13 protein-coding genes (1 of these 13 cut by a window edge) are annotated in these 12,638 nt (G+C 62.4%); 8 read left to right on the forward strand and 5 right to left on the reverse strand.

Translation table 11 applies throughout. The features are described from left to right. A protein-coding gene (gene guaD, locus ACZ1HH_RS17045) for a guanine deaminase (RefSeq protein WP_472635463.1) crosses the window boundary here: on the reverse strand, window positions 1-152 show its 5' portion. Its footprint begins 1,171 nt before the window's first position; the window shows 152 of its 1,323 coding nt (coding positions 1-152); it begins with the start codon at window positions 150-152; its stop codon lies off the left edge, out of view. Window positions 153-308: 156 nt separating this feature from the next. Then, window positions 309-1,568 carry a urate hydroxylase PuuD gene (locus tag ACZ1HH_RS17050; protein ID WP_011537093.1) on the reverse strand — a complete coding sequence of 420 codons (1,260 nt, stop codon included), beginning with the start codon at window positions 1,566-1,568 and terminating at the stop codon, window positions 309-311. A 109-nt stretch (window positions 1,569-1,677) separates the two neighbouring features. Here ACZ1HH_RS17050 and ACZ1HH_RS17055 point away from each other — a divergent pair, with 109 nt between their 5' ends. Next, on the forward strand, window positions 1,678-2,592 hold the full coding sequence (locus ACZ1HH_RS17055) for a LysR family transcriptional regulator (protein ID WP_472635464.1): 915 nt from the start codon (window positions 1,678-1,680) through the stop codon (window positions 2,590-2,592). 73 nt (window positions 2,593-2,665) lie between these two features. Here the strand turns inward: ACZ1HH_RS17055 and uraH are convergent, their stop codons facing one another. Then, window positions 2,666-3,022 carry a hydroxyisourate hydrolase gene (gene uraH / locus ACZ1HH_RS17060; RefSeq protein ID WP_011537091.1) on the reverse strand — a complete coding sequence of 119 codons (357 nt, stop codon included), beginning with the start codon at window positions 3,020-3,022 and terminating at the stop codon, window positions 2,666-2,668. A gap of 199 nt (window positions 3,023-3,221) precedes the next feature. On the opposite strand from uraH, the gene puuE reads away from it, so the two are divergent. The 3 genes from puuE to ACZ1HH_RS17075 all read left to right on the forward strand — a co-directional run bounded on the left by puuE (window position 3,222) and on the right by ACZ1HH_RS17075 (window position 6,657). Beyond that, window positions 3,222-4,637: an allantoinase PuuE gene (gene puuE / locus ACZ1HH_RS17065; protein ID WP_487320454.1), complete on the forward strand. Its 1,416-nt coding sequence runs from the start codon at window positions 3,222-3,224 to the stop codon at window positions 4,635-4,637. After that, window positions 4,634-5,140 (forward strand): ureidoglycolate lyase, encoded by a 507-nt coding sequence (locus ACZ1HH_RS17070; RefSeq protein ID WP_472635465.1) that lies wholly within the window; start codon window positions 4,634-4,636, stop codon window positions 5,138-5,140. The genes puuE and ACZ1HH_RS17070 overlap by 4 nt, the downstream gene beginning before the upstream one ends. A 77-nt stretch (window positions 5,141-5,217) precedes the next feature. Further along, window positions 5,218-6,657: a uracil-xanthine permease family protein gene (locus ACZ1HH_RS17075; protein WP_472635466.1), complete on the forward strand. Its 1,440-nt coding sequence runs from the start codon at window positions 5,218-5,220 to the stop codon at window positions 6,655-6,657. A 74-nt stretch (window positions 6,658-6,731) separates the two neighbouring features. Here the strand turns inward: ACZ1HH_RS17075 and ACZ1HH_RS17080 are convergent, their stop codons facing one another. Further along, on the reverse strand, window positions 6,732-7,562 hold the full coding sequence (locus ACZ1HH_RS17080) for a bifunctional allantoicase/(S)-ureidoglycine aminohydrolase (RefSeq protein WP_472635467.1): 831 nt from the start codon (window positions 7,560-7,562) through the stop codon (window positions 6,732-6,734). A 197-nt stretch (window positions 7,563-7,759) separates the two neighbouring features. On the opposite strand from ACZ1HH_RS17080, the gene ACZ1HH_RS17085 reads away from it, so the two are divergent. Next, complete coding sequence (locus tag ACZ1HH_RS17085; protein ID WP_472635468.1) at window positions 7,760-9,022, forward strand: glycerate kinase type-2 family protein; 1,263 nt, start codon at window positions 7,760-7,762, stop codon at window positions 9,020-9,022. Here the strand turns inward: ACZ1HH_RS17085 and hpaR are convergent. After that, window positions 9,019-9,453, reverse strand: a complete 435-nt coding sequence (gene hpaR / locus ACZ1HH_RS17090) for a homoprotocatechuate degradation operon regulator HpaR (protein WP_011537085.1) — start codon at window positions 9,451-9,453, stop codon at window positions 9,019-9,021. The genes ACZ1HH_RS17085 and hpaR overlap by 4 nt on opposite strands. Window positions 9,454-9,581: 128 nt before the next feature. Between hpaR and ACZ1HH_RS17095 the strand changes: the two genes are divergently transcribed. The 3 genes from ACZ1HH_RS17095 to hpaD all read left to right on the forward strand — a co-directional run bounded on the left by ACZ1HH_RS17095 (window position 9,582) and on the right by hpaD (window position 12,564). Further along, complete coding sequence (locus tag ACZ1HH_RS17095) at window positions 9,582-9,977, forward strand: 5-carboxymethyl-2-hydroxymuconate Delta-isomerase (RefSeq protein WP_472635469.1); 396 nt, start codon at window positions 9,582-9,584, stop codon at window positions 9,975-9,977. Continuing rightward, window positions 9,974-11,485: a 5-carboxymethyl-2-hydroxymuconate semialdehyde dehydrogenase gene (hpaE, locus tag ACZ1HH_RS17100; RefSeq protein WP_472635470.1), complete on the forward strand. Its 1,512-nt coding sequence runs from the start codon at window positions 9,974-9,976 to the stop codon at window positions 11,483-11,485. Before ACZ1HH_RS17095 ends, hpaE begins: the two co-directional genes overlap by 4 nt. A 98-nt stretch (window positions 11,486-11,583) precedes the next feature. After that, on the forward strand, window positions 11,584-12,564 hold the full coding sequence (gene hpaD / locus ACZ1HH_RS17105; RefSeq protein WP_011537082.1) for a 3,4-dihydroxyphenylacetate 2,3-dioxygenase: 981 nt from the start codon (window positions 11,584-11,586) through the stop codon (window positions 12,562-12,564). The last annotated feature ends 74 nt before the right edge of the window (window positions 12,565-12,638 follow it).

Genomic DNA, 12,638 nt, shown 5'->3' on the forward strand with positions numbered 1-12,638 from the left:
TCGGCATAGGCCCCATGGGCGGCAATGCGACCATCGCGGATCAGCAGCGCGCCATCCTCGAGACAGGTATAGGCCGCGGTATCATCTGGCCCGTTGGGCTCGGCATGAAAAGTCAGCGTGCGGCCACGCAGGATCTTGGCATCAGCGGACATCAGGTTCGCCTTTCGTAAACTAGGAGAGAGCCCCAGCGCCCAGCGCAGGCCCGCGTCGCGCCCCTTTTGGGAGCAACGCAAGGTCGGGCGGTCAGCGAGATCCGGTGCCCCGGATCAATGTGGGGACATAGCGGAGGGCAAGGGGGAGGAAGAGGGTCAGTTGCCCGCCAGATAGAAGGGCAGCTCTGCCGCGCCATCTGCATACCATTGACGGATGAGCGCGCGCTCGTCCTCTTCCATATAGGTCACATTTGCAGGCGGCATTGCATGGGTCGCCCCGGCCTGAAGATAGATCTGCCGGGCGTATTTGGCGACATCTGCCGGTGTTTCGAGCAACACATTCTTGGGCGCGCGGCGGATGCCGTCGTAATAAGGCTCGCGCGCGTGGCACATGGCGCAACGTCCCGGCACCACATTCATCACGTCCTCGAAATGCTCCGAGCCAGCAAAAGCCAGCTCGGTTTGGGTCAGTGTACGCGCCTCGGACTCCTCATAGGTGTCCTGCACCAGCGGCGCTTGGCTCAATGCCATGATGGCAATGAACAGCAGGATCGTCACGGGCCAGGTCCAGGTCGGATTGCCCGCGCCCGCGTGCCGCGTGTTGAAGTAGTGACGGATCGTCACCCCCATCAGGAACACAAGCGCCGCAATCAGCCAGTTGTACTCGGTGGCAAAGGCCAGCGGATAGTGGTTGGAGAGCATCAGGAAGATCACCGGCAAGGTCAGGTAGTTGTTGTGCGTCGAGCGCAGCTTGGCGATCTTGCCGTATTTTGCATCCGGCGTGCGCCCTTCTTGCAGGTCTTTTACCACGATGCGCTGGTTCGGCATGATGATGAAGAACACATTCGCCGTCATGATGGTCGCCGTGAAGGCCCCCAGATGCAGCATCACCGCCCGGCCGGTAAAGATCTGGTTGTAACCATAACCCATGGCTACCAGCAGCACGAACAGCAGCACCATCAGCATGGTCGGCTTTTCGCCAAGGGGGGATTTGCACAAAAAGTCATAGACCAGCCAGCCCACGCTCAGTGATGCGCCGGAAATCAGGATCCCCTGCCACAGCGCCAGGTCGGCCTTGTTTGCGTCAATGAGATACAGCTCGCCGCCCGCCCAGTAGACGATCATCAGGAGCGCCGCCCCCGAGAGCCAGGTGGCGTAGCTCTCCCATTTGAACCAGATCAGGTGGTCGGGCATATTGGCCGGGGCGACCAGATATTTCTGGATGTGGTAAAAGCCACCGCCGTGCACCTGCCACTCTTCACCATGCGCGCCCACCGGAAGATGCGGCACCTTGCGCAGCCCCAGATCCAGCGCCACGAAATAAAAGGACGACCCGATCCAGGCGATCGCGGTGATGACATGTAGCCAGCGGACGGCAAACCCCAGCCAGTCCCACATGATGACAAGCTCTTGCATAGCTCACTCCTTGCGCGTTTGCCCTGACCCTAGGCGCGCGCGGTATTTTCGTGTATCAGGAAAAAATTCCAAGCTGCTTCAAACATAAGCTAACAATGAAATCCCCGACATGGCCTACCTGAACAATATCCGCACCTTCGTCCGCGTCTACGAACTTGGCAATATGTCTGCTGCTGCACGGGACATGCGCATCTCTGCCGCCGTGGCCTCCTCGCGGATTTCGCAGCTCGAAGAACACCTCAAGGTGCGCCTTTTTCAACGCACCACCCGGCTCCTGCACCCCACTGAACAGGGGCAGCTCTTCTATCACGGCGCAGTCAAGATTCTGGAGGCCGTCGAAGAGGCAGAAGCCGACATCTCCAACGTGACGCAAACGCCGCGTGGCACGCTTTATGTCGCAGCGCCCCTTGGGCTGGGCCAGCGCCTCATTGCGCCTGCCGTACCGCAGTTCAATGCAGCCTATCCTTTGATCAATATTCGCCTGCGCCTGTCGGATCGCAAACTGGACCTCGCTGCCGAGGGACTTGATGCGGCCTTCTTTCTGGGATTGCCCGAGGATTCCAACCTCAAGATCCGCAAGATCACCGACTGCCCGCGCGTTCTCTGCGCCGCGCCGGCCTATCTCAAGGCGCGCGGCACCCCGACATCCAGCGCCGAGCTCAAAACCGACGCCCATGATTGTCTGAACCTGCGCTACCCCGGCGCGCCAGAGTTTCAATGGCCTCTGCACGGCCCCGATGGGCTGCGCCGTGTGGCGGTCACCGGACCTTTTGAATCAGACCACGGGGATGTTTTGACCCAATGGGCGCTCGACGGGCACGGCATCATCCTGAAACCGGTGTTTGAAATCTCGGAACATCTGGCGTCAGGCCGCTTGGTGCCGGTGCTCCCAGATGAGCCTCCGGCCACCATCCAGATGGCCTGTCTTTACATGCACCGCCGCCACCAGGACCCCAAGGTGCGCCTGTTCTTGGACTTCATGGTCGATCACATCCTCGCCTCCCTTCCCGCTGACGCCGCCTGAGCCCGCCCTTCGGACATGAAAAAGGGCGGTGCCCTGCGGCCCGCCCCTTCCTCTTTTCCCAAATATCTATGCGTCAGCTGCCCCGATAGGTGGAGTAGCCATAGGGCGAGAGCAGTAGCGGCACATGATAATGGCTCTCCGCCTCGCTCATCCCGAACCGGATCGGCACTTCATCGAGAAACAGCGGGTCCTCCCCCGCCTGGCCGGTGGCACGCAGGTAGTCGCCACAGAAAAACACCAGCTCATAGCTGCCGGTCGCAAAACGCTCTGCAGGCAGGATCGGGCTATCGGTGCGCCCATCGCTATTGGTCACGGTCTGCGCAACTTTCTCGCGCGCGCCGGCGCTCACCTTATAAAGGGCGATCTCGATCCCCTCTGCGGGACAGCCCCGCGCGGTGTCCAGAACATGTGTGGTCAGATATCCGCTCATCTCTCGCCTTTCCTCTGAGGCTCAGCGGCCGCGTCGCCCCTGCGCCATCTCCTTGGTGCTGAATTTCACACCATAATGCGCCCGCCCTGCCCGAGATGCACGCACGAGCATCAAACAGCACTTTCAAAAATTGCTGTAAAGCCCAAGGGACATTTCACATGTATAACAATGAAACGAACTCAAAACCGGAGACCCCAACGTGACACGCTATCCCCGCGACATGCGCGGCTACGGCGCAACGCCCCCCCACCCTGCCTGGCCAAATGGCGCAAAGATCGCCGTGCAATTTGTCCTGAACTACGAGGAAGGGGGCGAGAACTGCACCCTGCACGGGGATGCGGCCTCCGAGGCGTTTCTCTCCGACATCCCCGGCGCTGCGCAATGGCCGGGCCAGCGCCACTGGAACATGGAGTCGATCTATGAATATGGCGCGCGCGCAGGCTTTTGGCGTCTGCACCGCCTGTTCACCGGCGCGGGCATCCCGCTGACCATCTACGGCGTCGCCAGTGCGCTTGCCCGCAGCCCCGAGCAGCTGAAGGCGATGAAGGACGCCGACTGGGAAATCGCCTCCCATGGTCTCAAATGGGTCGAACACAAGGACATGGCCGAGGACGACGAGCGCGCCTCCATCAAAGAGGCGATCCGCCTTCATACCGAAGTGGTCGGCACCCGCCCCCGCGGCTGGTACACCGGGCGCTGCAGCGCCAATACGGTGCGGCTCGTCGCCGAGGAAGGCGGGTTTGACTATATCTCCGACACCTATGATGACGACCTGCCCTATTGGCTCGAGGTGGGCGCGCGCGATCAGCTCATCATTCCCTACACGCTTGAAGCCAACGACATGCGCTTTGCCACCGCGCCGGGCTGGGTCACGGGATCTGATTTTGGGGACTATCTGACCGACGCCTTTGATACGCTCTACTCCGAAGGCGCGGCGGGGGCGCCCAAGATGATGACCATCGGTCTGCACTGCCGCCTGATCGGGCGTCCGGGCAAGATCGCCGCGCTCAAACGCTTTATCGACCATATCCAGAGCCATCCGGGCGTCTGGTGCCCGCGCCGCATCGATATCGCCGAACACTGGGCCACAGAGCATCCGCATCAGCGCCGCCAACGCCCGAGCCAGATGGACCGAGACACATTTGTGGGCGCTTATGGGTCAATCTTTGAGCACTCCCCCTGGATTGCTGATCGCGCCTTTGATCTCGAACTTGGACCCGCGCATGATTGCGCGGCAGGCGTGCATAATGCGCTCTGCCGGATCTTCCGCAGCGCATCCGAGGACGAACGCCTCGGCGTTTTGACCGCGCACCCGGATCTTGCGGGCAAACTCGCCTCTGCCGGACGCCTCACCGCCGAGAGCACCTCGGAACAGGCCAGTGCCGGGCTCAACCTTCTGACCGACGCGGAGCGCGAGACCTTTACCGCGCTCAACACCGCCTATGTGGAAAAGCACGGCTTTCCCTTCATCATCGCGGTGCGCGATCACGACAAAGCGTCGATCATGGCGGCCTTCAAGCGCCGCATCGACAATGACCGCACCACGGAATTTGACGAGGCCTGCAGGCAGGTCGAGCGCATCGCAGAGTTTCGCCTGATGGACCTCCTGCCATGAGCCGCACCCTCACGGCCCGCCCCCTCACGGCAGAGGCGTTTGCCCCCTATGGCGATCTCCTGATGCCAAAGCCAGAGCCCGACAAGATCATCAATCAGGGCAAATGCGGCCGCCACCATGATCTTGCGCAGCTTGATTTTGCGGATGGTCGCGCAGGCATCAGTCTCTTTGTCTCCGAGGCGCGGCATCTCCCCTACCGGGTAGAGCTGGTCGAACGCCACCCCGAGGGCAGCCAGGCCTTTGTGCCGCTTGATGGCGTGCCGATGATCGTGATCGTGGCCCCCGACGTGGATGGCAGCCCCGGCCAGCCCGAAGCCTTCCTGAGCGCACCGGGCCAGTCGATCAACCTGCATCGCGGCACCTGGCATGGCGTGCTCGCCCCCTTTCAGCAGCCCGGTCAGTACATCGTCATCGACCGTATCGGCGATGGCGCCAACCTCGAAGAACACTGGTTCAAAGAGCCTTGGATCGTCACCGAAATTTCAGCACCGGCGGAGGGATAGCCTCTGCCACACACCCCGGATCATCCTGACCCGCCCAATGAGGACAGGAGATCCCCCCAACCAACAGGGAACAGAACATGTCTGATACAACCATCGGGACGCCGGAGCAGCTCCGCGACCCCGACTATATGCCCCCTCTGGGCAAAGCCATCCCGCTGGGCATCCAGCATGTGCTGGCGATGTTTGTCTCCAACGTGACCCCCGCAATCATTGTGGCGGGGGCAGCCGGGTTTGGCTTTGGCTCAAACTCCCCCGACTTTCCCGAGCTTTTGTACCTGATCCAGATGTCGATGCTGTTTGCCGGGATCGCCACCCTGATGCAGACGCTGACGCTTGGTCCGGTCGGGGCCAAGCTGCCAATCGTGCAGGGGACCTCGTTTGCCTTCCTGCCGATCATGATTCCGCTGGTTGCGGGCAAGGGCGTGGATGCGCTGGCGGCGCTCTTTGGCGGCGTGCTCATCGGTGGGCTGTTCCACGCGGCCCTTGGTCTGGTGATTGGCCGCATCCGCTTTGCGCTGCCGCCACTTGTCACCGGCCTTGTGGTCACCATGATCGGTCTGGCGCTGGTCAAGGTCGGCATCCAATATGCCGCAGGCGGTGTGCCCGCCATCGGGACGCCGGAATATGGCTCGCTTCTGAACTGGTCGGCGGCGCTTGTGGTGATCGTGGTCACGCTCGGGCTCAAGTTTTTCACCCGTGGCATGCTCTCCGTGGCAGCTGTGCTCCTGGGGCTGATTGTCGGCTATATCTACGCACTCATGGTGGGGATGCTCAGTTTTGACTCGATTGGCACCAGCTGGAGCAATGCCGCCGCCTTTGCGCTGCCTCAGCCGTTCAAATACGGGTTTGAGTTCTCCTTTGCCGCGATTCTGGGCTTCTGCCTGATGGCCTTTGTATCCGCGGTCGAAACCGTGGGCGATGTTTCCGGCATCACCAAAGGCGGCGCAGGCCGCGAAGCCACGGACAAGGAAATCGAAGGCGCAACCTTTGCCGACGGCTTTGGCTCGGCGCTGGCGGGGGCCTTCGGCGCGATGCCCAACACCTCCTTCAGTCAGAACGTCGGCCTCATCGCCATGACCGGCGTCATGAGCCGGCATGTTGTCACCTGCGGCGCGATCTTCCTGATGATCTGTGGCCTCATTCCCAAGGTCGGCGCGGTCATTCGCACGGTCCCGATCGAGGTGCTCGGTGGCGGTGTCATCGTGATGTTCGGGATGGTGGTCGCAGCGGGGATCTCGATCCTGTCGGATGTGGACTGGAACCGGCGCAACATGGTGATCTTTGCAATTTCACTCTCGGTAGGTCTTGGCCTGCAGCTGGAGCCCGGCGCGCTGCAGCACATGCCCGACACCGCGCGCATCCTGCTGACCAGCGGCCTTCTGCCCGCTGCCGTGATCTCTATCGCCTTGAACCTGATCCTGCCCGAAGAACTGGCAGATGAGTCCACCGAAGAGGTCTCGGGCGGTCTGTCCGGTCACTCCAAAGGATCGCTTGGTACGTCACGCGACGCGCACTGAGGGGCGCCAGAATAAGCAAAAGGGCCGCATCACGCGGCCCTTTTTCATTTTGATAGCAGTCTGTTGAAGGTCACTCAGCGCAGCGGCGCCAGCGGCATGTGCCGGTTCACATCTTTATAAAGCAGATAGCGGAACTTGCCCGGCCCCCCCGCATAACAGGCCTGCGGGCAGAAGGCGCGCAACCACATGTAGTCGCCTGCTTCCACCTCGACCCAATCCTGGTTGAGCCGATAAACCGCCTTCCCCTCGAGCACATAGAGCCCATGCTCCATCACATGCGTCTCGGCAAAGGGAATGACCGCGCCCGGCTCAAAGGTCACGATGGTCACGTGCATGTCGTGGCGCAGATCCTCGGGGTTCACAAAGCGCGAGGTCGCCCATTTGCCATCGGTGCCGGGCATCGCCGTTGGCGTCACCTCCTGTTCGTTGGTGACAAAGGCGTCGGGCTGATCCAGCCCCTCCACCGCCTGATAGGCCTTGCGGATCCAGTGAAACCGCACCGGCGCGTCGCTTGTGTTCCTCAAACTCCAATCCGAGGCTGGCGGCACAAAGGCATAGCCGCCTTCGCGCATCTGATGTGTGGCCCCGTCAAGGGTCAGCTCCATCTGCCCTTCGACCACAAACAGCACCGCCTCCACACCTGCCTCGGTTTCGGGCCGTGTGGAGCCACCACCGGGCAGAACCTCGGCGATGTAATGCGAAAACGTCTCGGCAAAGCCCGACAGCGGCCGCGCGATCACCCAGAACCGGGCCTTCTCCCAGAAGGGCAGCAGGCTGGTCACAATATCGCTGTTGGTGCCCTTGGGGATCACCGCATAGGCCTCGGTAAACATCGCCCGGTCCGTCAGGAGCTGGGTCTGCGGCGGCAGCCCGCCATGGGGCGCATAATAGGTGGGTTTTGTCATCGCATAACCTTTTCAATTCGCAGTCCCATCAAACCGCGCCAAGGCGCTCAGGCCAATCCCTATGATACCCCCATTCGCATGAAGGATTATATGGCTCGATTTGAAAGCCGGTCGCGCCAGCTCCCGCGCCCCATTGACCCGCCCCGAAAAGCCCGCGCAATATGCCGCAACCCAAAGGACAACCACAGAGGCCGCAGATGACCCAGAGCATGCAAGACACCGCGCTGGAGCTGTTCCACTGCGCCATTCAACGCGCCGACCCCGCCGCCGCCGTGGCTGCACAGCTGTCAGCAGAGCCGATTGCGCCTCTGGCTCCGGGTGGGCGGCGCATTGTGCTCGCCCTGGGCAAGGCCGCTGTTCCAATGATGCGCGCAACCCTCGCCGCGCTCGCAGAGCCGCCCGCAGCGGCGCTTGTTGTGACCAATCCCGAAAACCTCACCGATGTCCCCGGTGCTGAAGTGATCGCCGGATCCCACCCGGTCCCCGATCAATCAAGCGCCGACGCAGGCGCGCGGGTGCTGTCCCTTGTCCAGACCCTCACCGCGGCAGATCAGCTGATTGTACTGATCTCCGGCGGAGGGTCGGCGCTGATAGTGGCTCCGGCTCCGGGTCTCAGCCTTGCGGACAAGGCCAGCGTGAACGAGATGCTGCTGGCCTCGGGACTGGAGATCAACCGGATGAACCTGATCCGTCAGGCGCTGTCGCAGCTCAAAGGCGGCGGTCTGTGTCGCGCCGCCGCACCCGCCGAAGTCACGGCCCTGATCCTCTCGGATGTGATCGGCGATGATCTACGCGCCATCGCCTCCGGTCCCACGGTTGCCCCCCTGGGTCAGAAGGCCGACGCTCGCGCGCTTTTGCAGGCCGAAGGCCTCTGGAACGCGCTCCCCGCTGCGGTCAAAACCCATCTTGAGACCCCCGAAGATGAGCGCGAGATGCCCGCTGCGCAAAACGTCCTGATCGGTTCCAACCGGTTCAGCCTTGAAGCAATGCGCGATCACGCCAAGGCCCTTGGCTGGCATGTGCCGGATCTGGTCGATGACCTGACCGGGGATGTCGCTGAGGCAGCCCAGCGCATACTGGACACGGCCCAAACGCCCGCCCCGGACCGCCCGACGGCCCTCCTGTTTGGCGGCGAGACCACCGTACGCCTCAGCGGCACCGGACGCGGCGGACGCAATCAGGAGCTGGCGCTCAGGATCGCGCAGGCGGCAAAGAGCCTCGCAGGGGACTGGGTGTTTCTCTCCGGGGGCACCGATGGCCGCGACGGGCCGACAGATGCCGCAGGCGGGTTGGTCACACCAGACACCTGGGCCGAGATCGCGCGCGCGGGTGCTGATCCCGCGGCCCTCTTGGCCAACAACGACAGCTATGCAGCCCTGAAGGCCGCAGATGCCTTGGTAACGATCGGCGGCACAGGCACCAATGTGGCCGACGTGCAGATCCTGCTCAGACGCCCCTAAAGATCAAGCCCGTTGAGCTTGCGCAGCAGATCGAGCAGCGCCTCGTAATCCTCGGCTCCCATCTTTTCGCGGGTGCGCTCAATGAGGGCGAGGCTGTCGTCGATATTGGCCTCAATCACCTGCATGCCCGCATCGGTCAGGGTAATCACCTGCCGCCGCCGGTCGGTTTCATCCCGCGCCCGGTCAATGAGCCCTTTTTCCTGCAATTTCTGCAGAATCCGCGTGAGGCTTGGGAGCAACAGACACGCTTGATCCGCGATCTGCGTGGGATCAATCGGCCCGCTTTCCTGCACCACGCGCAGCACCCGCCATTGCTGCTCGGTCAGATCCTGTCCGTTCAACAACTGACGCACCGGCCCCATCACCCGCTCACGCGCGCGCAGCAAAGCAATCGGGAGGGATCTGTCGGTTCTGGGCAATGCATGTGTCATGTTCCCCTGTATCGCCGCCAAACCCAGACTTGGCAATCACTTATCAAAGTTAAGTATTTTTCACCGCCCCCGTTGACAGGGATGCCGCACAAACATAACATGTTAAGCAATTTGGGAGGAGGACCCGAATGCCCCATATCACCTTGGACTATGCGCCCCGCCTGGCGCAGTTCGTCGACTTACCAGAGCTGTGTGACACCCTGCGCCGCGCCGCGATCAATACCGGCGTCCTGCCCATGGCCGGCGTGCGGGTGCGCGCGATTGCCGCCGATCACATCAGCATCGCTGATGGCAATCCCGATCACATGTATCTCGATATCTCGGTGCGCCTGCGCGGCGGTCGCTCGCTCGAGGCCCGCAAGGCCGCCACCCAAGAAATCTTTGCCGCCGCCCGCGCCGTTCTCGCGCCGTTGATGGCCTCTCATCCAATCGCGCTCTCGCTCGAGATGCGCGACATCGACCCTGACCTATCGCCCAAATGCGGCAGCATCCGCGACCATCTGAGCACAGGAGACCCCGCATGAGCGACCTCGCCGCCAACCTCGACAAACTCGCAGGTTTTCTTGAAAAACACCGGGCATCCGGCATCACCAACCTCATTGGCGGCGAGGCCCGCCGCGCCGCCTCCGGCCAGACGTTTGAAACGACCTCGCCGGTGGATGAGAGCGTGATCTGCTCGGTGGCCCGCGGCGGGTCCGAGGACATAGATGCAGCCGCACAGGCCGCCAAAGCCGCCTTCCCCGCATGGCGCGACCTGCCCGCGACCGAACGCAAGGCGATCCTGCACCGCATCGCAGATGGGATTGTGGAACGGGCCGAGGAAATCGCGCTCTGCGAGTGCTGGGACACCGGTCAGGCGCTGCGCTTCATGTCCAAAGCGGCCCTGCGCGGAGCAGAGAATTTTCGCTTCTTTGCCGACCGTGCGCCTTCGGCCCGCGATGGCCAGATGCTGCCCTCGCCCACTTTGATGAATGTCACCACCCGTGTGCCGATCGGCCCTGTGGGTGTCATCACACCCTGGAACACGCCCTTCATGCTCTCCACATGGAAGATCGCGCCTGCCTTGGCCGCGGGCTGCACCGTCGTCCATAAACCGGCAGAGTTCTCGCCCCTGACGGCCCGTATTCTGGCGGAGATCGCCCATGATGCGGGCCTGCCCCCCGGCGTCTGGAACCTCGTCAACGGCCTCGGCGAAGAGGCCGGCAAAGCGCTCACCGAACATCCCGACATCAAGGCCATCGCCTTTGTCGGTGAGAGCAAAACCGGCTCGATGATCATGGCCCAAGGCGCGCCGACCCTGAAACGTGTGCATTTTGAACTCGGCGGCAAGAACCCGGTGGTGGTCTTTGACGATGCCGATCTCGACCGGGCCTTGGACGCGGCGATCTTCATGATCTACTCGCTGAATGGCGAGCGCTGCACCTCTTCCTCGCGCCTGCTCATTCAGGACAGCATCGCCGAGGCATTCGAGGCCAAACTGATCGCGCGTGTAAACAGCATCAAGGTCGGCCACCCGCTTGACCCCCAAACAGAAATCGGCCCGCTCATTCACAAGACCCACTTCGACAAGGTGACCTCCTATTTCGACATCGCGCGGCACGATGGCGCAACCGTCGCCGCAGGTGGCGGCCGCCACGGCGACACCGGCTGGTTTGTCAAACCCACGCTCTTTACCGGCGCCACCAATCAGATGACCATCGCCCGCGAGGAAATCTTCGGCCCCGTGCTCACCGCCATCCGCTTCACCGACGAAGACGAGGCCCTCTCCATCGCCAATGACACCCAATACGGCCTCACCGCCTATGTCTGGACCAACGATGTGACCCGCGCCATGCGCTTTACCCATGCGCTCGAAGCCGGGATGATCTGGGTCAACTCGGAAAACGTCCGCCACCTGCCTACGCCCTTTGGTGGGGTCAAGGCTTCCGGGATCGGGCGCGACGGCGGCGACTGGAGCTTTGAGTTCTACATGGAACAGAAACACATCGGCTTTGCCACCGGCCACCACAAGATCCCCCGCCTCGGCGCCTGAGGCCTTCAGATTCTCCCAAATATCCCGGGGAGCGCGAGGGGCAGAGCCCCTCGTATGTCGCCCTAACATTCGGCCTGTCCATTCGGAGGAGACCCGACATGCCCATTCCCGCCGCAAATCTTTATCCGCCCTTCAACATCACCCGCCTCAGCCATGTGGAATACGGCGTCACCGACCTTGCGGCCTCCCGCACCTTCTACGTCGACATCCTCGGCCTGCAGGTCACTCATGAGGACGACAGCCGGATTTATCTGCGCGCCATGGAAGAACGCGGCCACCACTGCATCATCCTGCGCCAATCCGACCACGCGGGCGTCGCGTGCCTCGGCTTCAAACTCTATGACACGCCGGATCTTGAGAAGGCCGCCGCCTTTTTCGAGGGCAAAAGCCTGCCGGTGGAGTGGATCGAACGCCCCTTCATGGGGCCGAGCTTGCGCACCCGCGATCCATGGGGTGTGCCGCTGGAGTTCTACGTCAAGATGGACCGCCTCCCGCCGATACATCAGCAGTACAGGCTCTATAATGGCGTGAAACCCCTCCGCATCGACCACTTCAACATGTTCTCGGCCAATGTCGACGCGGCGGTGGCCTTCTACGGCGAGATGGGGTTTCGCGTCACCGAATATACCGAGGATGACGACTCCGGCCGCGTCTGGGCAGCCTGGATGCACCGCAAGGGCGGCGTGCATGATGTGGCCTTCACCAATGGAACCGGCCCGCGTCTGCATCACACCGCCTTTTGGGTACCAACCCCGCTCAACATCATCGACCTCCTCGATCTGATGTCGACCACCGGCTATGTCGCCAATATCGAACGCGGCCCCGGCCGCCACGGCATTTCCAACGCGTTCTTCCTCTATGTGCGCGACCCCGACGGCCACCGGATCGAAATCTATTGCTCGGACTATCAGACCTGCGATGCGGATCTGGAGCCGATCAAATGGTCCCTCACCGACCCGCAGCGCCAGACCCTCTGGGGCGCACCCGCACCGCGCAGCTGGTTCGAAGAAGGCTCCCTGTTCGACGGGGCCGAAACACGCGACAGTGATCTCAAAGCACAACCGATCATCGCGCCGTAAGAAGACAAAGGGACAGCGCCCGATCCTGGGAAGGTCGGGCGCTGTCCGTGCCTTGGGCACGAACAAGGGAGCAC

This window comes from Epibacterium sp. HA2-3 (assembly GCF_055693725.2).

Coding starts and splice junctions, on each gene's coding strand:
- uraH (WP_011537091.1), bottom strand. CDS start 3,022: ATGAGCGGATATCTGACCACACATGTTCTGGACACCGCGCGGGGCTGT.
- hpaE (WP_472635470.1), top strand. CDS start 9,974: ATGAGCGACCTCGCCGCCAACCTCGACAAACTCGCAGGTTTTCTTGAA.
- hpaR (WP_011537085.1), bottom strand. CDS start 9,453: ATGACACATGCATTGCCCAGAACCGACAGATCCCTCCCGATTGCTTTG.
- ACZ1HH_RS17085 (WP_472635468.1), top strand. CDS start 7,760: ATGACCCAGAGCATGCAAGACACCGCGCTGGAGCTGTTCCACTGCGCC.
- ACZ1HH_RS17050 (WP_011537093.1), bottom strand. CDS start 1,568: ATGCAAGAGCTTGTCATCATGTGGGACTGGCTGGGGTTTGCCGTCCGC.
- ACZ1HH_RS17055 (WP_472635464.1), top strand. CDS start 1,678: ATGGCCTACCTGAACAATATCCGCACCTTCGTCCGCGTCTACGAACTT.
- ACZ1HH_RS17080 (WP_472635467.1), bottom strand. CDS start 7,562: ATGACAAAACCCACCTATTATGCGCCCCATGGCGGGCTGCCGCCGCAG.
- ACZ1HH_RS17075 (WP_472635466.1), top strand. CDS start 5,218: ATGTCTGATACAACCATCGGGACGCCGGAGCAGCTCCGCGACCCCGAC.
- ACZ1HH_RS17095 (WP_472635469.1), top strand. CDS start 9,582: ATGCCCCATATCACCTTGGACTATGCGCCCCGCCTGGCGCAGTTCGTC.
- hpaD (WP_011537082.1), top strand. CDS start 11,584: ATGCCCATTCCCGCCGCAAATCTTTATCCGCCCTTCAACATCACCCGC.
- ACZ1HH_RS17070 (WP_472635465.1), top strand. CDS start 4,634: ATGAGCCGCACCCTCACGGCCCGCCCCCTCACGGCAGAGGCGTTTGCC.